Annotated in this window: 21 protein-coding genes and 1 pseudogene; 4 read left to right on the forward strand and 18 right to left on the reverse strand. The window is 73.7% G+C overall.

The annotated features are described in order from the left end of the window. Window position 1: 1 nt before the first annotated feature. From B5D80_RS15555 to B5D80_RS15615, 14 genes and pseudogenes are all read right to left on the reverse strand, one after another. Window positions 2–1,495, reverse strand: a complete 1,494-nt coding sequence (locus tag B5D80_RS15555) for a serine hydrolase domain-containing protein (protein ID WP_211291512.1) — start codon at window positions 1,493–1,495, stop codon at window positions 2–4. Between the two features lie 78 nt (window positions 1,496–1,573). Then, window positions 1,574–2,236 carry a response regulator gene (locus B5D80_RS15560; protein WP_211291513.1) on the reverse strand — a complete coding sequence of 221 codons (663 nt, stop codon included), beginning with the start codon at window positions 2,234–2,236 and terminating at the stop codon, window positions 1,574–1,576. Further along, a complete protein-coding gene (locus tag B5D80_RS15565; RefSeq protein ID WP_088644592.1) occupies window positions 2,233–3,453 on the reverse strand; it encodes a sensor histidine kinase in 1,221 nt (406 codons plus the stop codon). Before B5D80_RS15565 ends, B5D80_RS15560 begins: the two co-directional genes overlap by 4 nt. Before the next feature lie 125 nt (window positions 3,454–3,578). Next, complete coding sequence (locus tag B5D80_RS15570) at window positions 3,579–4,526, reverse strand: helix-turn-helix domain-containing protein (RefSeq protein ID WP_088644622.1); 948 nt, start codon at window positions 4,524–4,526, stop codon at window positions 3,579–3,581. Between the two features lie 158 nt (window positions 4,527–4,684). After that, on the reverse strand, window positions 4,685–5,338 hold the full coding sequence (locus B5D80_RS15575; RefSeq protein ID WP_088644593.1) for a nucleotidyltransferase family protein: 654 nt from the start codon (window positions 5,336–5,338) through the stop codon (window positions 4,685–4,687). Continuing rightward, complete coding sequence (locus B5D80_RS15580) at window positions 5,331–6,317, reverse strand: XdhC family protein (RefSeq protein ID WP_088644594.1); 987 nt, start codon at window positions 6,315–6,317, stop codon at window positions 5,331–5,333. Before B5D80_RS15580 ends, B5D80_RS15575 begins: the two co-directional genes overlap by 8 nt. Beyond that, the gene (locus tag B5D80_RS35110) at window positions 6,307–6,795 is read right to left on the reverse strand and encodes a molybdopterin cofactor-binding domain-containing protein (protein WP_425437211.1); all 489 of its coding nucleotides are present in this window, start codon (window positions 6,793–6,795) and stop codon (window positions 6,307–6,309) included. The genes B5D80_RS15580 and B5D80_RS35110 overlap by 11 nt, the downstream gene beginning before the upstream one ends. A 42-nt stretch (window positions 6,796–6,837) precedes the next feature. Then, window positions 6,838–8,420: pseudogene (locus B5D80_RS35115) on the reverse strand (xanthine dehydrogenase family protein molybdopterin-binding subunit); the annotation flags it as partial. After that, on the reverse strand, window positions 8,417–9,412 hold the full coding sequence (locus B5D80_RS15590) for an FAD binding domain-containing protein (RefSeq protein ID WP_088644595.1): 996 nt from the start codon (window positions 9,410–9,412) through the stop codon (window positions 8,417–8,419). The pseudogene B5D80_RS35115 and the gene B5D80_RS15590, both read right to left, overlap by 4 nt. After that, window positions 9,409–9,948 (reverse strand): 2Fe-2S iron-sulfur cluster-binding protein, encoded by a 540-nt coding sequence (locus tag B5D80_RS15595; RefSeq protein ID WP_088644596.1) that lies wholly within the window; start codon window positions 9,946–9,948, stop codon window positions 9,409–9,411. The genes B5D80_RS15590 and B5D80_RS15595 overlap by 4 nt, the downstream gene beginning before the upstream one ends. A gap of 62 nt (window positions 9,949–10,010) precedes the next feature. Further along, entirely contained in the window at window positions 10,011–11,294 is a 1,284-nt protein-coding gene (locus B5D80_RS15600) for a low temperature requirement protein A (RefSeq protein WP_088644597.1), read from the reverse strand. A 29-nt stretch (window positions 11,295–11,323) separates the two neighbouring features. Further along, window positions 11,324–11,953 (reverse strand): class I SAM-dependent methyltransferase, encoded by a 630-nt coding sequence (locus tag B5D80_RS15605; RefSeq protein WP_088644598.1) that lies wholly within the window; start codon window positions 11,951–11,953, stop codon window positions 11,324–11,326. Continuing rightward, window positions 11,950–12,936, reverse strand: coding sequence for an alpha/beta hydrolase (locus B5D80_RS15610; protein WP_088644599.1), 987 nt, complete (start codon window positions 12,934–12,936; stop codon window positions 11,950–11,952). The genes B5D80_RS15605 and B5D80_RS15610 overlap by 4 nt, the downstream gene beginning before the upstream one ends. A gap of 53 nt (window positions 12,937–12,989) precedes the next feature. Continuing rightward, on the reverse strand, window positions 12,990–13,295 hold the full coding sequence (locus tag B5D80_RS15615) for a putative quinol monooxygenase (protein ID WP_088644600.1): 306 nt from the start codon (window positions 13,293–13,295) through the stop codon (window positions 12,990–12,992). Window positions 13,296–13,613: 318 nt separating this feature from the next. On the opposite strand from B5D80_RS15615, the gene B5D80_RS15620 reads away from it, so the two are divergent. Continuing rightward, entirely contained in the window at window positions 13,614–14,216 is a 603-nt protein-coding gene (locus B5D80_RS15620; RefSeq protein WP_144081686.1) for a ferritin-like domain-containing protein, read from the forward strand. Here B5D80_RS15620 and B5D80_RS15625 read toward each other — a convergent pair. The 3 genes from B5D80_RS15625 to B5D80_RS15635 all read right to left on the reverse strand — a co-directional run bounded on the left by B5D80_RS15625 (window position 14,152) and on the right by B5D80_RS15635 (window position 18,897). Next, window positions 14,152–16,917, reverse strand: coding sequence for an ATP-binding protein (locus B5D80_RS15625; protein ID WP_088644602.1), 2,766 nt, complete (start codon window positions 16,915–16,917; stop codon window positions 14,152–14,154). The genes B5D80_RS15620 and B5D80_RS15625 overlap by 65 nt on opposite strands. 141 nt (window positions 16,918–17,058) lie before the next feature. After that, window positions 17,059–17,976, reverse strand: a complete 918-nt coding sequence (locus B5D80_RS15630) for an AraC family transcriptional regulator (protein WP_245854614.1) — start codon at window positions 17,974–17,976, stop codon at window positions 17,059–17,061. A gap of 72 nt (window positions 17,977–18,048) precedes the next feature. Next, window positions 18,049–18,897 carry a helix-turn-helix transcriptional regulator gene (locus tag B5D80_RS15635; RefSeq protein ID WP_088644603.1) on the reverse strand — a complete coding sequence of 283 codons (849 nt, stop codon included), beginning with the start codon at window positions 18,895–18,897 and terminating at the stop codon, window positions 18,049–18,051. A gap of 128 nt (window positions 18,898–19,025) precedes the next feature. Here B5D80_RS15635 and B5D80_RS15640 point away from each other — a divergent pair, with 128 nt between their 5' ends. From B5D80_RS15640 to B5D80_RS15650, 3 genes are read left to right on the forward strand one after another with little or no spacing between them, the layout of a single operon-like run. Beyond that, a complete protein-coding gene (locus tag B5D80_RS15640; protein WP_088644604.1) occupies window positions 19,026–20,012 on the forward strand; it encodes an aldo/keto reductase in 987 nt (328 codons plus the stop codon). A 59-nt stretch (window positions 20,013–20,071) separates the two neighbouring features. Beyond that, the gene (locus tag B5D80_RS15645) at window positions 20,072–20,761 is read left to right on the forward strand and encodes a TetR/AcrR family transcriptional regulator (protein ID WP_088644605.1); all 690 of its coding nucleotides are present in this window, start codon (window positions 20,072–20,074) and stop codon (window positions 20,759–20,761) included. Beyond that, window positions 20,758–21,672, forward strand: coding sequence for an alpha/beta fold hydrolase (locus B5D80_RS15650; protein ID WP_245854618.1), 915 nt, complete (start codon window positions 20,758–20,760; stop codon window positions 21,670–21,672). The genes B5D80_RS15645 and B5D80_RS15650 overlap by 4 nt, the downstream gene beginning before the upstream one ends. 159 nt (window positions 21,673–21,831) lie before the next feature. Here the strand turns inward: B5D80_RS15650 and B5D80_RS15655 are convergent, their stop codons facing one another. Continuing rightward, window positions 21,832–22,881, reverse strand: a complete 1,050-nt coding sequence (locus B5D80_RS15655) for an NAD(P)-dependent alcohol dehydrogenase (RefSeq protein ID WP_088644606.1) — start codon at window positions 22,879–22,881, stop codon at window positions 21,832–21,834. Between the last annotated feature and the right edge of the window lie 41 nt (window positions 22,882–22,922).

Below are 22,922 nucleotides of genomic sequence, written 5' to 3' on the forward strand. Positions count from 1 at the left end.
GTCACGCCGTCGTCGGCCCGGTCGCCGAAGCGCCGTCCCCGGCGGCGGCCGTCTGACCGGCGTGGCGCAGGCACCAGAGGCGACGGGCGAGCGCGACCGCCCCCAGCACACAGCTGACCAGGGACAGCAGTGGCAGCAGCGGCAGCAGCCAGGCGAAGACGATCCAGTACCCGACGTCGAAGGTCGCGCCGAAGAGCAGGATCGGCAGCACCGCGGGCAGCGTCGCACCCAGCACCGTCGCCAGGGTCAGGGGCACGAGCCGCAGGATCAGCAGCGGTCGTCGCGTCGTACGGCGTCGGACGGCCCAGCGGCGCGCCCGGACGACCGCGGTGACCAGCAGCGCCGCCAGCACCACCGTGAGCCCGAGCAGGACCGCGTTCACGGTGTCGAGCGGATTGCTCATCGGCCTCGTCGGTGTCCCGGTCCGTTCGGCGAGCAGGTTGGCCGACAGCTCGCCGGGCGCGCCGACGCTGTTGGTCAGGACGACGGCGGCCCTGCCCGTGGTGGGCGAGAAGACCATGTCCCCGGTCCACGTCGCCAGGGTCCCACCGTGGCCGATCGTCGGCGGGACGCCGGCGGCGGCCGGGCGGGCCTGCCAGCCCAGGGCGTAGTCGCCGGCCCCGGGCTGGACGGTGTGCAGCTCGGTCAGGGCGGCGGCGCTGAGCAGGCCGGCGCCGGGGCCGCCCTGGTTGAACCGCAGCCACCGCACCATGTCGTCCAGGGTCGAGATCACCCCGCCGTTGCCGGCGCACGTCCCCGGCATCTCCGGCACCGCGACGGCGAAGCCGAGCACGACCTCGTACCCGGACGGCAGCCCCTCGGCGCGATCGGAACATCCCGGCGTCGAGCGGGTGTGGGTCATCCCCAGCGGGGTGAACAGCTCGGCACGCAGGAACTCGTCGAAGGGCCGGCCCGACACCACCTCGACGATCCTCGCGGCGATCGTGAAGTTGGTGTTGTGGTAGACCGGTTCGCTGCCCGGATCGGCGGCCAGGGTCTCGTCGGCCAGCCGGGCCACGGCCTGCCGCGCGTCGCGCGGAGGCGGGAACACGTAGTCGTTGTTGGTGCTGCTCGACAGGCCCGAGGTATGGCTGAGGAGGTGCCGCACGGTGATCGCGGTGAAGCGCGGATCGGCCATCCGGAATTCAGGAAGGACCGTGACGACCGGGTCGTCCAGCACGACGCGGCCCCGGTCGACCAGCAGCATGACCGCTGTCGCCGTCATCGACTTGCTCATCGAGGCGATCCGGAACGACGTCCCGGTCGTCACCGCGTCCCCGTCCCCGTCCCGGCCGCGGACGGTCGTCTCGACCGACGAGCCGTCGATCACGGCCGCCGCGATCCCCGGCGTCGCGTAGGCGGAACGGTAGTCGTCGACCAGCCCCCTGCCGGTGGCGTGGGCCGGCGTCGCCGAGCCGAACAGTACGGCGACGAGCACAGCGGCGACGGCGGACAGGCAGGTCACCCGGGGAGAACGCAGACGTTGGAGAGGCATGACGTCGAACCTAGGCAGGCCGTCACCGACGGTCATCACACCACGGGGTGAGCCGGCACCACCCGGCAGAGTGAAATGTCAGCCGGGCAGATCGTGCCGACCGACCAGCCCGTTCTCGTACGCGTGGATCACCACGTGTACGCGGTCACGCAGGTCCAGCTTCTGCAGCACGGCCCGGACGTGCGACTTCACCGTGTTCTCGCTCAGCACCAGTTCCGCGCAGATCTCGCCGTTGGACCTGCCCCGGGCGAGCAGGCCGAAGATCTCGACCTCGCGCGGGGTGAGGCCGTCCAGCGCCCGCGTCCGGCGCGTCGGCACCTGCCGGACGAGGTCGAGGACCGTCGCCGCCACCCCCGGGGCCAGCGCCGACGTCCCGGCGGCCACGTCACACACGGCCTGCGCCAGGACGGCGGGCCGGACGTCCTTGGTCAGGTAGCCGCTCGCGCCGGCCCGGATGGCGGCCACCACCAGTTCGTCGTCGTCGAACGTCGTCAGCATGAGCACCCGGGTCGCCGGTGCGATCCGGACGATCTCCGCCGTGGCGGCCACCCCGTCCATGCGCGGCATGCGGATGTCCATCAGCACCACGTCGAGACGGTGCCGCCGGACGACCTCGACCGCGTCCCTGCCGTTGGCGACGTCGTGGGTGACCTCGATGCGTCCGTCGGCCGACAGGACCGTACGCAACGAGGTCCGCAACAGTTCCTGGTCGTCCACGAGCATCACCCGGATCCTGGTCATGCCCCCTCCTTCGTGGGCAGCAGCGCTCGCAGCACCCATCCGTCGTCCCCCTGCGTCACCGACAGGGTGCCCCCGGCGGCGCGCACGCGTTCCCCGACGCCCAGCAGGCCGGTGCCGCGGCCGCCGGCGGCACCGAGCGCCGAGCCACCGGGGGCGCGGAGCGCCGAGCCACCGGGGGCGCGGAGCGCCGAGCCGCCGTCGTCGCGTACCTCCACCTCCAGCTCGGCCGGGCCCCACCGGAGCTGAACGGTCACCTCGACCGGCGGTTCGAGGTGCCGCAGCGCGTTGGTGACGCCCTCCTGCACGGTACGGAACGCCGCCACCTCGGCGCTCAGGCTCAGCGGTCGCCGCGGGCCCACCTCCGCGAACGTCACCGCGTGCAGCGGGCTGGCCGCCGCGGCCACCAGGTCGGCGACGGCGTCCAGCGAGATCGGCACCTGGTCGCGCCGGGCACCGGCGCGCGACGCCGTGGTGGCCGGCCCGAGGGTGGCCAGCATCGCCCGCAGACCCTGGTGGGCGTCCCGGCCCGCCTCGGCGATGTCGCCGAGTTCACGGCGGGTCGCCGGGTCCGTCGTCGTCACCGCCGCGGCCTCGATCCGCGCGACCATCACGGTGACCGTGTGGGCGATCACGTCGTGCAGGTCACGGCGGATGCTGGCCCGCTCGTCCGCGACGGCCGCAGCCAGCCGTCCGCTCTCGGCCCGCCGGCCCGCCTCGCGCCGCCGACGCGCCAGCAGGGCCGCACCCCACACCCCGCCGACCACGAGCGTCAGCAGCCCGCCCTCGACCAGGAGGGTCCAGCCGGGGATCCCGGGGGGCAACCGGCCCCAGGCCACCAGCTCGGTGACGACGATCCCGAGCACGGCAACCGCCAGCGCGACCACCGAGGACCTGACCGGGACGAGGCCGGTCAGCCGCCACAACGTGACGGGGAACCACAGGGCCGACGGCAGCAGGATCGCCGACCAGCTCGGAGAGGAGATCGTGGCCAGGACGAGCATGCCCAGCGCGGCGGTCGCGTACCCCGGCCACGGCCGGCGGCGGGACACCACGGCCGTCCCGTGGAGCAGGACGGCGGCGCCCGCCGCGGCGAGGATCTGCCACCCGGCTGCGCCGTAGTACCGGTTGCCCGCCAGGGCGAGCACCGTCGACACAGCCAGGACCACGTGCGCCATCACCGTCGCCGGCCGGGCGTCCTGGCGTGGGGTGGCTGTCACGGTGGTCGCCTTCTGGTGGGTTCCTGGTGCGAGCCGAGCCCGTCACGACGTGCCACAGAATAGCCAGGCAGGCGACGCCCCGCGCCGGTTCCCACGCGCCCCTGGCGCCTGTACGTCCCGCCCGGTCAGGGCAGCGCGGCGACGGCCGCGTGCAGCCAGGTGGACGCCGGGGCCTGCACCAGGGGCTGCGGTGCGCCGTTGATGGTGGCGGTCAGCGCGTGGTACCTGCCGAGCAGCTCGACGTGCCGGGCCACCTGCGGCCCGGGGTCGGCGGCGACGACCTGCCGCCGTACCTCGGTCAGGTCCCGCTCGCCGCAGAGACTGCCGGTCAGCGCCACCCACCGCGTCGCCAACTGCCGGGCCTCGCGGGAGTCGACAGGTACGCCGGCCCCGGACGCGGCCCTGGCCTGCGCGAGGATCTCGACCTGTTCCGCGATCTGCGCCTGCGTCGACGGGTCGTCCCGCCCGTGGTCCGCCGCGTCGGCGAAGGTCTCACCGAAGTACTGGCGGACCGCCCGCCGGAACCCGGCGTCACGCACCATGTCGGCCAGCTCGATCCACGCGTCGAGCTGCCCACCGGTGGGGTCCTCCGGTAGCCGGGGCCGCCGCGGGCGCAGGTGGTCGACGAACTCCCCCATGTCGAGGCCGTCGGTGACCTCGCGCCAGAACTCCTCCACGAGTTGCTCACGGTCGTCGTCGGACATCGACGCCAGCCGGTGCACGAGACCCACCTGCCCGGCCTCGCTGTCCTGCCGCACCACCGCCCGCAGCACGGCACGCCGGGTACGCAACCGCCCCAGCTGCCGCTCGACGAGCGCCAGATGGGCGGTCGCGAGGTCCCGCACCGTTATCTCCTCGGCCAGCAACCGACGGATCTCGTCCAGCCCCGCGCCCAGGTCCCGCAGCGTACGCACCAGTTCGAGGGCCGCCACGCCCCGCGCGTCGTAGCACCGGTACCCGGCCCCGGTGTGTCCGGCGGGCGCGACGACGCCCTCGTCGGCATAGAACCGGATGGTGCTGACACTCAGGCCCGTACGCCGGGCCACCTCACCGATCGACAACCACTCGTCCATGACCACCACCCTGACGTCTCAAGCCACTGGAGAGTCAACAGCGGACCCGGCGAGCCGGACAGCGCGATGCCGTCGACCGGGCTCCCCCACCCGGCGGCACCGGGGTGTGGACCGAGCGCGGAAGGGCACCCGGACCCCTGACGGCAGGGGAACCGTCCCTACCGCTCGTCGATGTCGTAGCCGGCGGCCACGTCGGCACACTCGACGACACTCACCTGGTCGGCCCACAGGCGCAGGTAGGCCCGCGCACCCTGGTCGCCCCGCGCGGTCGCGGCTGCCTGCGCCCAGTGGTCGCGGCCCAGCAGCACCGGATGGCCCGGCTCGCCGTCGTAGCAGGCGCGGACCAGGCAGCCCGGGTGCGTGTGGGTCAGCAGCCGGGCCACCGCCGCCGCGGTGACCCCGGGCATGTCCACCAGGTGCACGCACACGGCGGAGATCCCGGGCAGGCCGGCGGCCGTGTTCAGGCCGAGCCGTAACGACGAGGACATTCCCGCGGCCCAGAGCGGATTGTCGACGACGTGGACGCCCGCCAGGTCGACGGCCGACCGGGCCTGGTGGGCGCCGGCGCCGAGGACCGCGACGAGCGGGTCGCACCCCCCGTCGCGCAGCGCGCGGAGCGCCTGCCCGAGGAACACCGGTGCCTTCGGTCCTCCGTAGCGGCGTCCCGCCCCGGCGGCCAGGACCAGTCCGGCGACGGAGTTCGCCGCGCTGTCCGGGTTCGTCCCCGCCCGTGGGACGTCCGTCGACCTGTTGGGGCGGCTGAGGTCGTGGGGAGGGGGTGTCCGGCCGACCGGTGGCCGGGCGTCAACCATGGGCCGTCGTCGTCGCGTGGACGCCGATGGGGAGCCGGGAGTCGCGCAGTCGGCCGCCGGCCCGACCGTTTCCCGCCGCGACCACCTCGGCGAGGATGGACAGGGCCGCCTCGGCCAGCGACGCGCCGCCCAGGTCCAGTCCGGCGGGGCCGGCGAGCCGGTCCAGGCCGGGTGTGCCGGCGAGGCGTCGCAGGCGCTGGGTGTGGGTGGCCCGGCTGCCGAGGGCCGCCACGTGTCCCGCGCCGCCGGCCAGTGCCGCGCGGATGGCCTGGTCGTCGATACGGGGGTCGTGGCTCACCGCGACCACGGCGTCGCCGGGTCCGGGTGGGTGGTGGGTCAGCCACTCGCCAGGCCAGGCGCGCACCAGCCGGACGCTGGCCGGCAGCGCCCCGGACCCGACGTGGAGGGGCCGTGGGTCGATGACGGACACCGCCAGGTCCAGTGACTCCGCCAGGGTGGCCACCACCGCGGCCAGGTCGGTCGCTCCGGTGAGCACCAGTCGCCGTCGGCGCGGCAGCTCCTCGACGTACGTCGGTTGACTGTCGGGAAGTTGGGCCCTGGTCGGGGCCACCGACCACCGGTACGGCGGCTGTAGTCCGACGCCCACCGCGAGGGGTCTGTCCCGCCGTAACGCCACGGTGATCGCGTCGTGCACCGGCGGCGGTGGCGCGGGCAGCACCAGCACCTGCATGGTGGCGGAGCAGGCGGGCGCTTCCTCCCACGGCAGCAGGAACTCCCCCGGCGTCACGGGCAGCACGTGCGCCGCCGCTCCGGCGAGGACCGCGCGGGCGGCCTCCACGACGACCGCCTCCACGCAGCCCCCGGACACCGAGCCGCGCCAGGTGCCGTCCGCCGCGACGGCCATCGTCGATCCGAGTGGCCGTGCTCCCGGGCCGTCGCGGGCCACCAGCCGGGCGAGGGCGACGGGGCGTCCGGCCCGGCGGTGGGCGTCGACGAACGACCAGACCTCACGCAGCATCGGGTGCGCCCGGGTCGGCGGGCTCCAGTACCCGGTCGAGGCGGATCGGGAGGATCCGCTGGCGGGTGCCGGTGGCGTGCCACACGGCGTTGGCGATCGCCGCTGCGGTGCCGGCCGTGCCGATCTCGCCGAGCCCGTTGAACCCCGACGGGTCCTGCGGCTCGTAGTCGGGCACGAAGTCGGCCTCGACGTCGGGCACGTCGGCGTGGGCGGCGACGTGGTAGCCGGCGAAGTCGCCGTTGGTCTGCCTGCCGGTGCGCGGGTCGCGCACGGTCTCCTCGTGCAGGGCCATGGAGAGCCCCATGATCATTCCGCCGATCACCTGGCTACGGGCGAGCAGCGGGTTGATCACCCGGCCCACGGCGAACATGCCGAGCAGGCGGCGTACCCGTACCTCGCCGGTCGACGGGTCGACGGTTACCTCCGCGAAGACGGCGCTGTAGGTCTGCCGTTCCCGGCCGGGCTGGTAGTCGATCATCGTGGTGGTGTCCACCGTCGCGGTCACCGGCCGGGCCGGGTCGCCCAGCCTCGTCCGCAGTTCCCTGGCGGCCTCGATGATGGCGAAGGACCAGGACGTCGTGCCCCGGGAGCCGCCCGCGCCCCAGGCCATGCCGAGGTCGCTGTCGCCGATCCGGATGCGGACCCGCTCCGTGCCGACCCCGAGCGCGTCGGCGGCGACCGCCGTCAGCACGGTACGGGCACCCGTGCCGATGTCACTCGCGCCGACCGACACCGTGAACGTCCCGTCCGCCTCGGCCGTGATCGAGGCCGTCGACGGGAACACCCCGGCGCTGAACGACGTGGCGGCCAGACCGGTGCCGACCAGCAGCGGACCCTCGCGCCGGACACGGGGACGCCTGTCGCGGGTGGCCCAGCCGAACCGGCGCGCGCCCTCCCGCAGGCAGGAGACCAGGCGGCGGCTGCTGAAGGGCAACCCCGACACGGGCCCGACCACGGGCTGGTTGCGCAGGCGCAACTCCAGCGGGTCGAGGTCGAGCCGCTCCGCCACCTCGTCGATCGCCGACTCCAGGGCGAACGAGCCGGGTGTCGCGCCCGGCCCGCGCATCGAGGCCGGCGGCAGGATGTCGAGGGGCACGGCGGTGAGCTGCGTGCGGATCGCCGGTGCCGCGTACAGGATCTTGGCCTGCTCGGTGCACCACTCGATGTACTCGGCCAGCGGTGAGAGGGCGTACGCCGGCCGGTGGTGGATGGCACGCAGCAGGCCGTCGGCGTCGGCGCCGATGCGCACCAGCTGGTCCGTCGGGGGCCGCGACGCGGTCGCCTCGAAGACCTGCGCCCGGGTCATGACGACCCGCACCGGGCGTCCGAACCGCTCACTGGCCATCGACCCGAGGATCACCTGCGGGCCGCAGGCGCCCTTGCCGCCGAAGCCGCCCCCGACATGCTCGGCGCGGATGTGCACCCGCTCCCGGTCGATGGACCACAGCGCGGCCAGAACCTCGGACACGCTGAACGCACCCTGGTTGGCGTCCACGGCGTACACGTGGCCCCGTCCCACCACACGGTCGCGGCATGCGGCTCCAGGGCGCTGTGGCTCTCCTCCGGAGTGCGGTAACGCTCGCTGACCACGACCGCCGACCTCGACAGTTCCGCGTCGACGTCGCCGGTGTCCGCCTCCGGGCCGAAGGCGGTCGATCCCGGCCGTGCGGCCGGGTGCTCCAGGCTGAAGTCCAGGTCGTGCGGTTCGACGTCGTAGGTCACCCGCAGCGCCGCCACTGCCGCCCTGGCCTGCTCGGGCGTCTCGGCCACCGCCAGTGCCACCGGCCGGCCGGCGTACGGGATCACGTCGTCCTGGAGCAGTTGCATGCTGCCGTCCGGCCCGAAGTAGTTGCCGGCCCGGGGGTTGAGCCGGGGCGCGTTGCGGTGGTCGAGCACCCCCAGCACGCCCGGCATGCCGAGCGCGGTCGAGGTGTCGATGTCGCGGATCCGGCCCCGGGAGATGGGCGCGGTCACCATCCAGCCGTGGACCAGGTCCGGCATCGGCACGTCCGCGGCGTAGCGGGCGGCACCGGTGACCTTCAGCGGACCCTCGATCCGGGGGCGGGGAGCGCCGACGGCACCAGGGTCGAGGTTCGTGCTCATCGGTTTCCCTCCGTTGCGGCGAGCCCACCGAGCACGGCCCCGACGAGGTTCCGCGCCAGGGCCACCTTGTACCCGTTGTCGCGCAGGGGCCGGGCGGTGCTCAGTTCCGCCTCGGCGGCGGCGCGGAACAGCTCGGCGGTGGGCCGGGCGTCGCGGAGCACCGCCTCGGCGGTACGGGCCCGCCACGGATGCGACGCCACACCGCCGAGGGCGACGCGCACGTCGCGTACCACGCCGTCGCGGATGTCGAGCGCGGCGGCGACGGAGACCGTCGCGAAGGCGTACGACGCGCGCTCGCGGACCTTGCGGTAACACGACCGAGGGGTGTGCGCGGACCCGGGCAGGACGACGGCGGTGATCAGCGCGCCGGGCGGCAGCGCGGTCTCCCGGTCCGGACGGTCGTCGACCGGCAGGTAGAACTGCTCCAACGGGATCTCACCGGTGCCGTCGAGCGTCTCGTAGCGCACGACCGCGTCGAAGGCGCAGAGCGCCACCGCCAGGTCCGAGGGGTGGGTGGCCACACAGTGCGCGGTGTGGCCGAGGATCGCGTGGTTGTGGTGCACCCCCTCGATGGCGGCACACCCGCTGCCGGGGATCCGCTTGTTGCAGGGTGAGGAGAGGTCGGTGAAGTAGCCGCAGCGGGTCCGCTGCAACAGGTTGCCACCCACCGTGGCCATGTTCCGCAGTTGGCCGGATGCGCCCGCCAACACGGCCTGGGCCAGCGCCGGGAACCGGCGGCGCACCTCGGGGTGGGCGGCTGCGTCGCTGTTCGTGGTGGTCGCACCGATGACCAGCCCGCCGTCCGGTGCCACCTGGACGCCGTCGAGGGGAAGCCGCCGTACGTCCACCAACCGGGTCGGCTCCTCGACCCCGCACTTCATCAGGTCGACGAGGTTGGTGCCACCGCCCAGATACCGGGCGCCGGCGTTACGGGCGACCGCCGTGAGCGCCTCGTGGACCTGCGTGGCGTGCTGATAGGCGAACTCCTTCACCCCGCCACCCCCGGCCGGGCGGCGGTCTCGACCACCGCTCGGACGATCGCCGGGTACGCCCCGCAGCGACACAGGTTGCCGCTCATCCGCTCGCGCACCTCCGCCTCGTCCAGTTCCGGCGCGGCGTGCGGCGCGTCGTCGACGGTGACGGCGCTCGGCCAGCCGGCCGCGTGCTCGGCGAGCATCCCGACCGCCGAGCAGATCTGCCCCGGGGTGCAGAAACCGCACTGGAAGCCGTCCAGGCGCACGAACGCCTCCTGGATCGGCTGTAGCCGGCCCCCGACGGCCAGCCCCTCGACGGTGGTGATCGCGGCGGCATCGGCGGCGACCGCGAGGATCAGACAGGAGACCACCCGCCGGCCGTCACGCAGCACCGTGCAGGCACCGCACTGCCCGTGGTCGCACCCCTTCTTCGGCCCGGTGAGGTCCAGGTCGTCCCTCAGCACGTCGAGCAGCGTCCGACGGTTGTCCACCGACAGCCGGTGAGTCACGTCGTTCACCAGCAGCGATATCGTGCTGTGTGTCTGATCGGTCATCGTCGTCACTTCCCGCTGATTGAATTCGGGTATCGCGTCTTTTGGAAGAAGAGTTCAGGTAATCAGTTGTCGGGGGCGATATCGATCTCGATCCTCGCGATTCCTTGCTCGATCCTGCGCGGTTCCGGTCCGCCGACGACCGCCGCCACGTCGCCCGACATGACCGACGGACGTGGATTCCGACGGTGCCGGCGGGTCTCGACGACGATCAGGACGGTCAGGACGGCGACCAGCCCGGCCAGGCCGGCCATCGGCGCGAGCACGGCGGCAGCGGGACCGGCGGCGGCGAGCACACCTGCCGTCACCAGACGCGGCAGGCTCGTCGCGCGGTGCACGAGCCGTTCGAACAGCAGGTGACCGGCCAGGTAGAGGGCCGCGCCGCCGTAGAGGGACAGGGCGTAGAAGGCACCCAACGGCCCGGTCTCGTCGGCGTTGGCCACCACACCCTCCACCCCCAGCGCGGTGAGCACGATCCCGGCGACCAGGGGGAAGTGACCGTAGGTGTACGCGTCAACGGCCAGGCTGACCCGGGCGGCGTCGTGCGCGGCGACGAGGCGACGCCGGGCCGCGGGCGCCACCACGTCGAAGTACAGCCACCACAGGCAGACGGCGGTGCCGACGCCGAGGACGGCGGCGGTCAGCAGCGGCACGCCGACGGGCTGGCCGGCGGCCCCCACCCCGATCGCGACAGTGGACTCACCGAGGGCCAGGATGACGAACAGGCCGTGCCGTTCGGTGAGGTGCGCCGGACTGTGCAGCCGCCAGGCGCCGCGCCGGGCCGTGAGGTAGATGCCGGCCCAGTCCACCAGCAACGCGACACCGAACAGCAGCACCTGGGCCCAGCCACCCAACAGCGCCCCGCAGAGCAGCAGCGCCGCGCCGACCAGCAGGGGCGGCCAGGTGACCGCGATCTGTTGCCGCAACCCGGCGTCCCCGGTCGCGGCCACCGCGTAGACCGCGAGGTGCACCCACCGGACGAGCAGGTAGGCGCAGACCAGGACGACCGGTCCGGGCAGGCCGCCCGGAGCGTCCCGCCAGGCCTCGGGAACGGCCAGAGCGACCACGAACATCGCCGCCATCGCGCCGACCATTCCCGCCCGCAGCAGGCCCTCGTCGGCACGGGAGTGGTTGCCCAGCCAGGTGTAGCCGGACCACGTGCCCCACAGCAGGGCGAGGACCAGCAGACCCCGCAGGACACCGTACGGGCTGTGCTCGTGGGCCAGGTAGGCGGTGATCTGGGTCGTCGCGAAGACGTAGACGAGGTCGAAGAACAGCTCGAACGGCGTCGCGCGGTGGTCCTCGCCGACCGGGCGTACGGCCGGATCGGACCCCTGCCGCTTCCCCATGGCCGGTCCTCCTCTCGGTGTCTCGTCGCTCAGCGGGCCAGGGACACCAGCGTGCGCCCGCGCGCCGCGACCCGGGGTCGCCGGCAGAAGTACACGAACGCCGGCGGTAGGTTCGCCCACACGGTGCGACAGGTCACGACCTCCTCGAACCGGTCGCCCAGCGCCCGCCGCAGTCGCCGGGCGGGCGGGGCCCAGCGGGCGAGCGTGTAGCCGAACGTGGTGAACGCCCCGTCCGGGGTGAGCGCGTCGGTGACGGCCTGCAGCAGTTCGTCCTGCTGGTTCCCGGCGAACGCCGCCCACGGCAGGCCGCTCACGATCACGTCCGCCCGGCGGTGACCCCGCCCGGCGAGCACCTCGCCGAGGTCGCGGGCGTCGGCCACGGCGACGTCCAGGCGCGGGTACCGGGTGGCCAGCAGGCCCGCGAACCGCCCGTTGACCTCGACCGCGAGGTGGTGGCCCCGGCCGGCGAGCCGGCGCTGGATGGCGGCCGTGAACGCTCCGGTGCCGGGGCCGAGTTCGACGACCAGCGGCTCGCCGACGGCGGGCACGGGTGCGGTGACGAGGTCGGCCAGCGGTCCGCCGCTGGGGGCGACCGCGGCGACGGTGAACGGGTCACGGAGGAACTCGCGCAGGAACTGCGCCCGGTGGTTGTCGCTCATCGCCCGGCCCGCCCGGCGGTCTGCGGTCGTGGGGTCAGGACCCGGGCGAGCCAGTCGGTGCGGGCGCGGCGGGCCTGGGCCGAGATCAGCGCCTGCGGGTACAGGGCGTCGAACCCGTGGCAGCCACCCGCCCAGACGTGCAGCTCGGCCTGGCCGCCGGCGGCCCAGACGCGGGTGGCGTAGGTGACGGCTTCGTCGCGGAACACCTCGGCGGTGCCGGCGTCGACGTAGGTGTCCGGGAGGCCGGACAGGTCGCCGGCCGTCGCGGGAGAGACGTGAGCGGGTACGGCGTCGTCGGCCAGGTCACCGAGGACCGACCGCCAGCCGAACTCGTTCATCTCGCGGGTCCACACGCCGGGCTCGCCGGCGTACTGGCGGCTGGAGGTGGTGTCGTTGTGGTGGTCGAGCATGGGGCAGATCAGCACCTGGGCGGCGAGCGGCGGGCCGCCGCGGTCGCGGGCCAGCAGGGCGATCCCGGCGGTGAGGCCGCCACCGGCGCTGACCCCGGCGACGATGATCCGGCCCGGGTCGACGCCCAGCTCGTCGGCGTGCCCGGCCACCCACAGCAGACCGAGGTAGCAGTCGTCGACCAGGCTGGTGCCGGTGGCCTCCGGCGCCAGCCGGTAGTCCACGGAGACCACGACGGCACCGAACAGGTCGAGCCACTCCAGAGGGATGTCGAGCTGGGAGAAGCGGTCGCCCATCACCATCCCGCCGCCGTGCATCCAGTAGACGCACGGGGCCGGGGCGGTGTGGTCCTGGCCGGCGGGGCTGAAGACGGACAGCGGGATGTCCGCGCCGTCGGCGCCGGCGATGCTGACCTCGCGCCGGTCGATCGCCCGCCCTTCGAGCAGCGGCTCCACGGGCATCGACGAGAACTGCCGGATCTGCGGGAGCACCTCGCGGTTGAGTTCGGGCACGAGCGGCAGGTCGGCGAGCAGCGCGCGCAACTCGGGGTCGAGAGGGGGACGTGTCAGTGCCATGCGGGGTTTCCTGTTCGTGTTCGGTGCGCGGGGGCGGATGTCCGTGCCGGATCTCAGATGGCGGCCTTGCCACCGATCGGCACCTCGTCGAGGTAGGCCGGCTCGCCGGCGATCAGCGGCTGGAGCCGGGTCACCAGGGCCTGCGCCTCGTCGGTGGCGAAGAACCGGTGATGCGCATCCTGGGTCGTCCAGCCCTCGGTGACGTGGACGACGTCGGAGTCGGCGGCGGATCGGCCGATCAGGAAGACGACACAGTCCTCGTTCGCCAACGACGGCGAGGCGAGCAGGAAGTCGACCAGTTCGTCGCCCCTGCCGGGGCGGGCGGTCATGGTGGCGTGGAAGCCGTAGCCTGCGGTCATCGGGCACTCTCCTCGGCGGCTGCCACCGGATGTCGGCGGCGACGGTGTTGCCTGGCTGGGATCCACTCTCGGGGCCGCCCGGTCGGCCCCCATCAGTCATCCGACTTCCGGGATCCGCGGCGTCGGCGGCCGATGACCTAACCGGTGGTGCTGTAATCGGGCAGGCCGTGGCCGGGCGTGAGCGGAGTCGCCGGCTCCCACCGCGCCCCGGTGCCCTGGCCCGGGGGCTGCCGGGACCATCCGACACCGGCGCCTCGGCCCCGGGTTAGGTCATTCGACAGATGCGCGGGCCGGCCGGCGCGCCGCACCATCGACGGCGTGACGCCATCAGGACGGGAACACCCCGCATCGCCGCCCACCGTGCTGCGGATGCGCGAGGTCCGCGACCGGGCCCTGTTCGACCTCGACGACGGGCCGGTCACGCCGTCGAACCGGGTCGACCTGACGGCGGCCACGCGGCTGCTCAACGTGCTGCTGGCGAGCCTGGTCGTGTCCTCGTTGCAGTACGAGCAGCACGCGCTGGTCGTCCGCGCCCCGGCGTTGCGGCCGCTCGCGGAACTCCTGTTCGCCGGGGCCGACCGTGACCGTGGCGACGCCCGGCTGGTCGCGACCCGGATCCGGCAACTCGGGTGCGTCGGCGACTACGACCCACGGCACCTGAGCGCCCGGTCCCGGGTCGCCTTCCGGGCGTTCCCCGACGGTGACGTCGTCGGCATCGTGACGCAGAACCTCGTGGGGGCACGGATCCTGGTCCAGACGTTGCAGGAGGCGGTGCGCTGGATCGGCGACGACGACCCCACCACCCGGCGGCTCCTGGAGCGGCTGCTCGAAGCGAAGGAGACGCAGGCCGACGAGCTCAGCGCGCAGTCTGCTCAGCAGCAGGCGGTGACAGGGCGTCCCGGAGCGCGGCCCGGGACGTGACGCCCAGCTTGGGGAAGATCCGGTACAGGTGGGCGCCGACGGTCCGGTGCGACAGGTACAGGCGCTCGGCGATCTGCTTGTTGGTCATGCCACTCGCCGCCAGTTCGGCGATCTGGCGTTCCTGCGCCGTCAGCGCGGTCAGGTCACCCCGTTGCCGTGGGGGCGGTCGATAGCCGCAGGCGCGCAGTTCCCCCTCCACCCGGGCGAGCCAGGGTTCGGCCGCCATGGCGGCGAATCCGTCGCGTGCGGCGAGCAGGTGCCGGCGGGCCTCCACCGGCGACCGGGTCCGCCGCAGCCTCTCCCCGAGAGCCAACCGCACCCGGGACCCGTCGAACAGCCAGCGTCGGGTCGCGGGGTCGGCCAGCAGGGTCTCCAGGTGGGTCACCGACTCGTCGTCGTCGCGAACGACGGCCTCGGCGCCGGCCTGGAGCAGGGCCGTCCGGGACGACAGGCCAGCCACGTCCGCGTCGCGCATCGCCCGGACGTGGGCCCGGGCCTCGGCCGTACGACCGGTGCGGACGGCCACCTCGACCAGGTCGAACATGACCCAGGTGCAGTGCGGCACATGGGAGGCGAGCACGCCGGGCGGGCTCATCGCGGCGGCGTACCCGAAGGCGGCGTCGTAGTCGCCCTGCCCGAGGGCGGCGAGGACCCGGGGATGCTGCGCGAACAACGCCGCGGCGGCGACGCCCCGGGGCAGCGCCCAGTGGGTGATCTCGTCGGCGAGCGCGTACGCCTCGGCGAACCGTCCCCGCCCGGCGGCCAGGATCGCCCGGTTGTACCGGAAGTACCACGCGAAGAACGAGAAGCCGCTGGTGTCGCAGGTCCGCTGGCCCTCCTCGGCGAGTTCCTCGGCCTCGTCCCACCGGCCCGTCAGGAAGTCGTCGAGGCACAGGTGCATCAGGGCCCCGAGGTGCCGGCGGGGCGCACCGCCGTCGCGCCCGTGCCGGACGAGCTGCCAGGACGCCTCCCGCGAGTCGCCGAGACGGTCGAGATACACCGAGGCGGTGCCGATCCGCATGACGCGGGCGGGGTCGGCGTCGTCGGTCAGCGTCCGGAGCACCGCGTCGATCCGGTGCAGCGCCGCCTTCCCGGTACGCACCGGGTCGGCGAAACTGTCGCTCGCCAACGCGAGCACGTCCGGCGGCCGGGGCCGGATCCGGCGCAGCGCCGTGAAGAACGGCACCCAGTGTTGCGGGGTGCTGCCGTACCAGCACAGCAGCAGCAGGGTGTGCATGGCCTCGACGAGCGCCGGATCGTCGGCCCGGTAGCCGTGGTCCCCGGTCTCGATGGCCCCCGCCAACAGCCGGTGGGCGGTGCTCACGTCACCGTCCCCGTTGATCATGAGGAAGGCGGTCGCGTTGGCCGCGTGCAGGGAACCGACGGAGTCGGGAGCCGCCCGACGCGCGTCGGTCAGCAGGATCTTCGCGTCGTCGATGGTGCCGCTGGCCTCCGCGCCGATGTACGCGGCCTCGGCGAGCCGCCGTCCCCGACCGGCGCTCGTGGCGCTCAGCTCGGCGGCGCGGACCAGGGCCGCCACCGCCGCGAACCCGTCCCCACGGCGCATCACCCGGTGCGCCGCGTCCTCGAGGATCTGCGCCACCGCCTCGTCCGGGCCGACGGCCGCCGCCGCGAGGTGCCAGGCGCGACGCTCCTCGTCGTCGACCAGGGCTCCGGCGAGGGCGACGTGCGCGCCGCGACGCTCCTCGTGGGTGGACATGGCCACGATCGCCGACCGGATCAGCGGATGCCGGAACGCGATCCGGGCCGTGGCGTCGTCCACCCGTACCAGTTGCGCCCGCTCGGCGGGGGCCAGGTCGGCCAGGCTGGGTCGGTCGGGCAGCGCGGCCCGGAGCACCCCGACGTCGCCGGTGCCCTCGAAGGTGGCGAGCAACAGCACCTGCCGGGTCGCCTCGGGCAGCCCGGTCAACCGGGCCGCGAAGATCGCCTGGAGGCGGTCGCTGAGGGGAACCACCTCGGGGTGCGTCTGCGTGCGCCGCACGGAACCCAGCAGCGCGGCGGGCAACTCCATCAGCGCGAGGGGGTTGCCCTGGGCGAGGTCGAGCAGGCGGCGGCGTACCCGTGCCGGCAACTGCGGGTGGCGGACGTCGACCAGCCGCCCCGCCGACTCGTCGTCGAGCGGCCCGACGACGTGCTCGGACAGCCCCCGCAGGTCGAGGAAGCTCACCGATCCCGTCCTGGTCGACGCCAGCAGCCCGGCCCGGCGGCCCGCCAGCCGCCGGGCGACGAAGCCGAGGACGACGGCGCTGGCCCGGTCGAGCCAGTGCACGTCGTCGACCACCAGCACGACCGGCCCGTCGGTGGTCAGCTCGGTGACGAGCAGCAGCGCGGCGTTGCAGACCAGCAGGACGTCCGGGGGCGCGCCGACGCCGAACCCGAGCGCCACCGACAGCGCCTCGCGCGGCCCGGGCGGGAGGCGGTCGAGGGCCGCGTACGCGGGTAGCAGCAGCTGGTGCAGGCCGGAGTAGCTGACGTCGGCCTCGAACTCCGACCCGGACGCCCGCAGCACGCGCATCCCGCCGGCGAGGGCGAGTTCCGACGCGGCGGTCATCAGGGAGGACTTGCCGACCCCCGGCTCGCCGCAGATCAGCCGCGCGCCGCCGCCCTGGCGCACCCCGTCGAGGAACCCGGCGAGTTGCGCCAGGTCGTCGTGGCGTCCGAACAGTTCGCTTCCGGCCACCCGTACCTCACGCGCCCGTCGTTGTCCGTCGACCCGCGGCCGACCTCGCCCCTGTGTCCGGGCAGGCTACCGGGGTGTTCCGCCACCGGGATCGTCCGTCGCGCAGTCAGGCAGGAACGGGCAAGACAACGCGAGTTCTCGTCAACTGTCGCGCGACGCGGCCCGCGTGGCGGTCCGGGCGTGCAGGCGGACCGCGTCCTGGCGGGGCGGGCCCCCGAACTGCCGGCGGTACTCGCGGCTGAACTGTGCGGCGCTCTCGTAGCCGACGCTGCGGCTGACCCCGGCGACGTCGCCGGGGTTGGCGGCGAGCAGCAGCCTGGCGTGTTGCAGGCGGATCTGCTTCTGGTACTGGATCGGGCTCATCGAGGTGACGGCCTGGAAGTTGCGGTGGAACGAGGAGACGCTCATCCCCGCCCGCTGCGCGACGTCCTCGACCCGGAACGGCTGCGCGTAGTTGTCGCGGATCCACTGGACGGCCCGGGCGACGTGGCTGAGGCTGCTGTCGGGCAGGCCGAACTGGCGCAGGACGCCGCCCTGCTCGCCGGTGAGCAGCCGCCAGATGATCTCCCGCTTGATCAGGGGCGCGAGCATGGGAATGTCGCGGGGCTGGTCGAGCAGGCGCAGCAGCCGGACGGCGGCGTCGAGCAGCTCGACGGGGGCTCTGCTGACGGTCAGGCCGGTTGGTGGACGGGGGGCGGGTGCCGGCAGGCCCGCCGGGTCCGCCTGGAGCAGCACCTCGGCGACAGCGGCCGGGTGGAGGGTCAGGCCGAAGCCCAATGCCGGCTCCTGCGGGCTGGCCCGGGCGAAGTACGCGGTCACCGGCAGGTCGATCGAGGCGACGAGGTACTCGCCTGCCTGGTACTCGTACACCCGGTCGCCGAGCGCGAACCGCTTCGTGCCCTGGGCGACGAGGGCCAGCACCCGGCCGTAGGTGGTCGGCGTCGGCGGGGTGGGCCGGTCGGCGCGGAAGATGCGGACGTCGGCGATGCCGGTGCCCAGGTCGGGCCGAGCGTGCCGGGCCAGCAGAACACGCAACTCGTCGAGCGGCATGCCCACCATTCAAGCACCGCGACCGGCGGGCCCCGGGCAAAGGTCGCCGCCGGTGGCCGCCCCGAGGTCGATCGCGCGCCGTCAGTGGGGCACGCCGGCCGGGAACTCCTCGACGCCCAGCACGCGCAGCAGCTCAAGCCGCTCCCGGGCCTCGGCGTCGGCCGGGGTCAGCACCAGCAGTTGCTGGCCGAGGTCGGGGGTGACCAGGGTTTCGCAGTCCATCGTGATGCGGCCCACGCGCGGGTGCACGAACGTCTTGCGGTCGGACCGGCGTACCGCCACCTCGTGCTCGGCCCACAACCGCCGGAAGTCCTCGCTCGCCGCCCGCAACCGGTCGATCAGGCCCGTCACGGCCGGGTCGCCGGGTCGCCGGCCGGCCACCGCGCGCAGGTCGGCGACCTGCTGGCGGGCGTGCCGCCGCCATTCGCCGGGGTCGTGGAGGTCGCGGACGGCCGGGTCGGTGAAGTAGCGGTAGGCGACGTAGCGACGGTCGCCGGTCAGCCCGGTGTGGTCGCCGCTGAGCAGGATCGACATGCGGTTCTGCGCCAGGACCTCACCGAGGTCGGACAGGACCATGGCGGGGGTGTCGCCCACCAGGTCGAGCAGGCGGACCAGGCCGGCCCGGGCCAGGCGGGCGATGCCCTCGGCGGGCGGCGGCTGGTGGCCGGCCAGGTGGAACAGGTGGTTGCGCTCGTCGTCGGTCAGGCGCAGGGCGCGGGCCAGGGCACCGAGCAGCTGGGTGGAGGGCTGGCTGCTGCGCCCCTGCTCGAGGCGGACGACGTAGTCGACGGACATGCCGGCGAGCATGGCGACCTCCTCGCGGCGCAGGCCGGCGGTGCGGCGGCGGGGGCCGTCGGCGATGCCGACCTCGGCGGGCCGGATGGCCTCGCGCCGACGCCGCAGGAAGTCGGCGAGCTGCTCACGCTGCATGCCTCCATGCTGCCCCGGGGACGGGCACCGAGCCAGGGAGCGGCGCTCCCACGATGAGCGCTCCGCTGCCGGCGGGCCGGGAAGCGGCGCAGGGTGGAGCCGGGATCGACCGATGAGGGAGAGTTTCGATGCAGACACGCACGCTGGGCACCACGGGTCCGACGGTTTCCGCGGTGGGGCTGGGGGCGATGAGCATGTCGGGTGCGTACGGCCCGGCCGATCGCGGGGAGAGCATCGCCACCGTACGGGCGGCGCTGGACGCGGGGGTCACCCTGGTCGACACCGGCGACTTCTACGGCATGGGGCACAACGAGCTGCTGTTGTCGGAGGCGTTGCGGGGACGCGACCGGGACAGCTACCTGCTCAGTGTGAAGTTCGGGCAGCAGGTGGGGCCGGGCATGCGGTTCGCCGGTCAGGACTCCCGCCCGGATTCGGTGCGCAACTTCCTGAGCTACTCGCTGACCCGGCTCGGCGTCGACCACGTGGACATCTACCGGCCGGCCCGGCTCGACCGGTCGGTGCCGGTCGAGGACACGGTCGGCGCGATCAAGGACATGATCGACGCCGGTTACGTGCGGTACGTGGGGCTGTCCGAGGTCGACGCGGAGACCGTCCGGCGGGCGCACGCCGTACACCCGGTTGCCGATCTCCAGATCGAGTACTCGCTGCTGTCGCGGGCCGTCGAGGCCGACGTGCTGCCCACGCTGCGGGAGCTGGGCATCGGGCTGACCGCGTACGGGGTGCTGGGCCGTGGCCTGCTCTCGGGAAACTGGGTGCCGGGGCGGGCGGACGATCCGCGTAACCACGCTCCCCGCTTCTCCGCCGAGAACGCGTCGCACAACCTCGCCCTGGTGGAGGCGTTGCGCCGGGTCGCCGACGCGAAGGGGTGCACGGTGGCGCAGCTGGCGATCGCCTGGGTGGCGGCGCAGGACCCGTCCATCGTCGCGCTGGTCGGTGCGCGTACCCGGCAGCGGCTGGCCGAGGCGTTGCCGGCGCTGGACGTGGAACTGTCGGCCGGTGATCTCGAAGAGATCGAGGCGGCCGTGCCGAAGGGGGCCGCGCGCGGTGACCGCTACCCGGCGGGGTTCATGGCGAGCCTCGGCGTCGGCAACTGAACGTGCCGACCGGGGGCCGCCGGTGGACGGCCCCGACACCCTGACATACGATACGGGGCGTGCCGTATCGAAATGGGGAATCGTCAGTATCCCGAGGACGACCGCGCGATGCCGAGCTTGAGCGTCGGATCACCGCGGCCGTCCTCGGGATCCTCGCCGAGCACGGGTACGAGGATGTGACCTTCGAGGCGGTGGCCCGACGCTGCCAGACGTCGAAGGCCAGCCTGTACCGGCGCTGGGGCTCCAAGCGGGACATGGTCATCGCCGCGGTGAAGGCGGGACCCGCCCGGCATTCGACGTCCCCGCTGCCGCAGGGGGCCACCCTGCGCGAGGACCTGCTGGCCCTGGCCCGGCGGCTGGATCGCACGATGGCCGCCGGCGACACCGGCACCGCGTTGATGCTGCTCCAGGCCGGGCTGAAGGACCCCGAACTGTGCGACGCCATCGAGAACTCCACGGGCCCCACGGGGGCCAGGCTGCCGCAGCCGGTCATCGACGCCGCCGTCGCCCGCGGCGAACTGCCCGCCGGTGCGAGCCCGTTCGCCTTCGAGGAGGTCGTCGGGTCGGTGCTGCTGCTCCGGCACGCGAACGGCCTCGCGGTCGACGACGCCTACCTGTCCGCACTCGTGGACACCGTGGTCATCCCGGCGCTCGTCGCCTCCGCCACCGACGCCGCCACGTTGCCCGCCGGCATCTTCTCCGGCCATCCCGACACCCGCACCACCGACCGGTCCCAGGAGGACTCGTGACCACACCATTCGTGATCGACAACTTCACCTACCGCACGATCGCCGGCGACGGCGGCGTCGACCTCAACGTCGCCGTCGCCGGCCAGGGACCGGCCGTCGTGCTGCTCCACGGCTTCCCGCAGACCCACTACATGTGGCGGCACGTCGCCGCGAAGCTCGCGACCGACCACACCGTCATCGTCCCCGACCTGCGCGGTTACGGAGCCAGCGGCAAGCCCGTCGCCGCCGACCCGGGCACCTACTCCAAGCGCACGATGGGCAACGACGTGCTCGCCGTCGCCCGCCAGCTCGGCTTCGACCAGTTCGGGCTCGTCGGCCACGATCGCGGTGCCCTCGTCGCCGTCCGCACCGGACTCGACCACCCCGAGGCGGTGCGCTACCTCGGCATCCTCGACGTCCTGCCGACCCTGGACACGTGGGCGGTCCTGCAGGGCGTCGACGCCAAGGTCGCCTGGCACCTCTACCTCATGGCCCAGCCGGCCGGCCTGCCCGAGAAGATGATCGCCGCCGTCGGTCCCGAGTTCTTCGGCTCCTTCCTCGACGCCTGGGACCCCGCCGGCACCACCTTCACCCGCGAGGAGCGCGACCACTACGTCGACAGCTCCGTGGCCGCGATCGACTCGATCGTGGCCGACTACCGCGCGACGGCCGGCATCGACCTCGACATGGACGTCGCCGACCGTGAGCGCGGCGCACGACTCACGATGCCCGTCGGCGTCATCTCCCAGGACTGGGGCGCCCAACTCGGCTTCGACGCCTCCGCGCTCTGGCGCGCGTGGGCCCCGGACCTCACCTACCGGGCCACCACCAGCGGCCACTTCATGGCCGAGGAGAACCCCGACGAGATCGTCACGTTCATCGCCGGGCTGGCCGGGCGCGCTCCCGCCACCGGGCACCGCAACGGGGAATGACACGGCCGGGTGGCACGCCCGGGGCGTACGAGGAACGGCACCTGCGGCCCGCACGTGCCACTGTTCTGCGAACCAGGCGGCGGCCGACGGGCGGAACCTCCCGGCGGCCGGTGACGGCCCCGGCCGACGCGGACGCGGCTTCCCGGTGGCGGTGGTGTCTCAGTCGAGGTCGGCGAGGTCCAGCACGAAGCGGTAGCGGACGTCGCCGCGTGCGAGCCGGTCGAGGGCCTGGTGGATCTGGGCGGAGGGCAGCAGTTCGATGTCGGCGGTGATGCCGTGCTCGGCGGCGAAGGACAGCAGTTCGGCCGTGTGCCTGGTGCCGCCGGTGCCCGACGAGCTGAGCTTCCGGCGGCCGAAGGTCAGCTCCATGAGGTTCACCGGCGTCTGCATGGGGAAGCCGAGCACGCTGAGGGTGCCGTCGAGGGTCAGCAGCCGCAGCAGCGGCGACAGGTCGTGCGGGCCGGAGATGGTGTCCAGGATGAGGTCGAAGCTGCTGGCGGCCCGCGCGAGCTGGGCGTCGTCGGTCGTGACGAGCAGATCGACGGCACCGAGCTTGCGGGCGTCGTCGGCCTTGGCCGGGGTACGGCTCAGCACGGTGACCTCGGCGCCGAGTGCGGCGGCGAGCTTGACACCCAGGTGTCCGAGTCCGCCGAGGCCGGCGACCGCCACCCTGCTGCCGACGCCGGTTCCCGCCGCGCGCAGCGGCTCCCACATGGTGATGCCGGCGCACATCAGCGGAGCCGCGCCGGCCGGGTCGAGGCCGGCGGGCAGCGGGTAGGCGAACTTCTCCCGCAGCACGTACTCGCGGCTGTACGCGCCCTTGGTGATGGTGCCGTCGACCCGGTCGGGGCTGCCGTAGGTGCTGGTGGGTCGTTCGAGGCAGAAGTTCTCCTGACCGACCAGGCACATGGAACAGGCCCCGCAGGAGTCGACGAGGGTGCCCACGGCGACCCGGTCGCCGGGAGCGAGGCGGGTCACCTCAGCCCCGACGGCGGTAACCGTGCCGGTGAACTCGTGGCCCGGCACGATGCCGGCGGCGTTCTTGTAGTGCGGCATCATGCCGCTGAGCAGGTGCAGGTCGCTGTGGCAGACGCCGCAGTAGTCGACGCGGACCGCGACGTCGTCGCTGCGCAGGTCCCGCCGCTCGATCGTCGCCCGTTGCAGGGCGACGGTGCCGTCCACGCTCTGCCAGCCGATGGTCGTCCTCATGGACACCCCTTCCAAACAAACTGTTCTGTATTTTTTGAACC

Source organism: Micromonospora wenchangensis, from assembly GCF_002210435.1.
In the GTDB taxonomy this organism is placed as follows: Bacteria; Actinomycetota; Actinomycetes; order Mycobacteriales; family Micromonosporaceae; genus Micromonospora; species Micromonospora wenchangensis.

Coding starts and splice junctions, on each gene's coding strand:
- B5D80_RS15555 (WP_211291512.1), bottom strand. CDS start 1,495: ATGCCTCTCCAACGTCTGCGTTCTCCCCGGGTGACCTGCCTGTCCGCC.
- B5D80_RS15560 (WP_211291513.1), bottom strand. CDS start 2,236: ATGACCAGGATCCGGGTGATGCTCGTGGACGACCAGGAACTGTTGCGG.
- B5D80_RS15570 (WP_088644622.1), bottom strand. CDS start 4,526: ATGGACGAGTGGTTGTCGATCGGTGAGGTGGCCCGGCGTACGGGCCTG.
- B5D80_RS15575 (WP_088644593.1), bottom strand. CDS start 5,338: ATGGTTGACGCCCGGCCACCGGTCGGCCGGACACCCCCTCCCCACGAC.
- B5D80_RS15580 (WP_088644594.1), bottom strand. CDS start 6,317: ATGCTGCGTGAGGTCTGGTCGTTCGTCGACGCCCACCGCCGGGCCGGA.
- B5D80_RS35110 (WP_425437211.1), bottom strand. CDS start 6,795: ATGATCGACTACCAGCCCGGCCGGGAACGGCAGACCTACAGCGCCGTC.
- B5D80_RS15595 (WP_088644596.1), bottom strand. CDS start 9,948: ATGACCGATCAGACACACAGCACGATATCGCTGCTGGTGAACGACGTG.
- B5D80_RS15600 (WP_088644597.1), bottom strand. CDS start 11,294: ATGGGGAAGCGGCAGGGGTCCGATCCGGCCGTACGCCCGGTCGGCGAG.
- B5D80_RS15605 (WP_088644598.1), bottom strand. CDS start 11,953: ATGAGCGACAACCACCGGGCGCAGTTCCTGCGCGAGTTCCTCCGTGAC.
- B5D80_RS15610 (WP_088644599.1), bottom strand. CDS start 12,936: ATGGCACTGACACGTCCCCCTCTCGACCCCGAGTTGCGCGCGCTGCTC.
- B5D80_RS15615 (WP_088644600.1), bottom strand. CDS start 13,295: ATGACCGCAGGCTACGGCTTCCACGCCACCATGACCGCCCGCCCCGGC.
- B5D80_RS15630 (WP_245854614.1), bottom strand. CDS start 17,976: ATGGTGGGCATGCCGCTCGACGAGTTGCGTGTTCTGCTGGCCCGGCAC.
- B5D80_RS15635 (WP_088644603.1), bottom strand. CDS start 18,897: ATGCAGCGTGAGCAGCTCGCCGACTTCCTGCGGCGTCGGCGCGAGGCC.
- B5D80_RS15640 (WP_088644604.1), top strand. CDS start 19,026: ATGCAGACACGCACGCTGGGCACCACGGGTCCGACGGTTTCCGCGGTG.
- B5D80_RS15655 (WP_088644606.1), bottom strand. CDS start 22,881: ATGAGGACGACCATCGGCTGGCAGAGCGTGGACGGCACCGTCGCCCTG.